General features: G+C 65.9%; 1 protein-coding gene and 1 pseudogene. Both read left to right on the top strand.

Features of this window, described 5'->3' with window-relative positions; all coding sequences use genetic code 11:
* Positions 1–203 (top strand): annotated as a pseudogene (locus IU459_RS37240) (flavoprotein); the annotation flags it as partial.
* Positions 204–232: 29 nt separating this feature from the next.
* Complete coding sequence (locus IU459_RS37235) at positions 233–1153, top strand: IS630 family transposase (protein ID WP_195134268.1); 921 nt, start codon at positions 233–235, stop codon at positions 1151–1153.
* Positions 1154–1257: the final 104 nt, after the last annotated feature.

The raw sequence follows: 1257 nt of genomic DNA, 5'->3' as shown, positions 1-1257 counted from the left end.
TGTTGCAGGCACCGGTGGAGCTGGCGCCCTTGATCGACCCGAACGTGCACTCCTGCGGCACCGTCTACCCGCACGGGGTGAAAGAACTCTCGCATCCGGAGCCGGGCGTGTTCCTGGCCGGGATGAATAGCTACGGCCGCGCCCCGACGTTCCTGGCGATGACCGGCTACGAACAGGTCCGCTCGCTAGTGTTCTGCGCCTGAAATCCGTTGGCTAATTGTAGGATTCGGCGGTGGCGAGGACTGGGCGGCCGAGGTCGGGTCCGGAGTTGGTGGTGACCGAGGCGCAGCGTCGGGAGTTGGTGCGGGGTGCGCGGGCGGCGACCTCGACGCAGGCGTATGCGCTGCGGTGCCGGATCGTGCTGGCGTGCGCGGAGCCGGGCGCAGCGAACGCGCATGTGGCGGCAGCGGTCGGTGTCGCGCCGATGACCGTGGCGAAGTGGCGAAAACGGTTCGTCGAGCACGGCTTGGCCGGGCTCGCCGACGAACCCCGGCCGGGACGGCCGCCGTCGATACTTTTGGACCGCGTGGAACAGGTACTGGCGTTGACCCTGGAACAGACACCGCGTGATGCCACGCATTGGTCGCGGTCGTCGATGGCTGAGCGGACCGGGCTGTCGAAATCGACGATCGGGCGGATCTGGCGGCGGTTCGAGCTGAAACCACATCTGGTCGACGGGTTCAAACTGTCGTCCGATCCGTTGTTCGTGGAGAAAGTGGTGGATGTCGTCGGCCTGTACCACAATCCGCCGGAACGGGCTGTCGTCCTGTGCGTGGACGAGAAATCACAGATGCAGGCCCTGGATCGTTCACAGCCGGTGTTGCCGATGATGCCGGGCATGCCCGAACGCCGCACCCACGACTACGCCCGCCACGGCACCACCAGCCTGTTCGCCGCGTTCAACATCGCCGACGGCACCGTCATCAGCGAGCTGCACCGCCGCCACCGCGCGACCGAGTTCAAGAAGTTCCTGGTCACGATCGACAAGACCGTGCCCGCCGAACTGGACGTCCACCTGGTCTGCGACAACCTCGCCACCCACAAGACCCCGATCGTCAACGAATGGCTCGCCCGCCACCACCGCTTCCACGTCCACTTCACCCCGACCGGCTCCTCCTGGCTCAACCAGGTCGTGCGACACGAAGTCGCATGAGTAACAGTGGAACTCGGAGAAGGAGGGATCGGCTGATGCCGATAACGTAGTTCCCGATCCCGTGCGCGTGGATCGTCCCCGCCTCGGCGTGCGTCATGGGTGAC

Source organism: Nocardia amamiensis (assembly GCF_015477605.1).
GTDB lineage: Bacteria > Actinomycetota > Actinomycetes > Mycobacteriales > Mycobacteriaceae > Nocardia > Nocardia amamiensis_A.
Note: the sequence above shows the minus strand (reverse complement) of the source record. Positions and strands in the feature narration are given on the sequence as shown.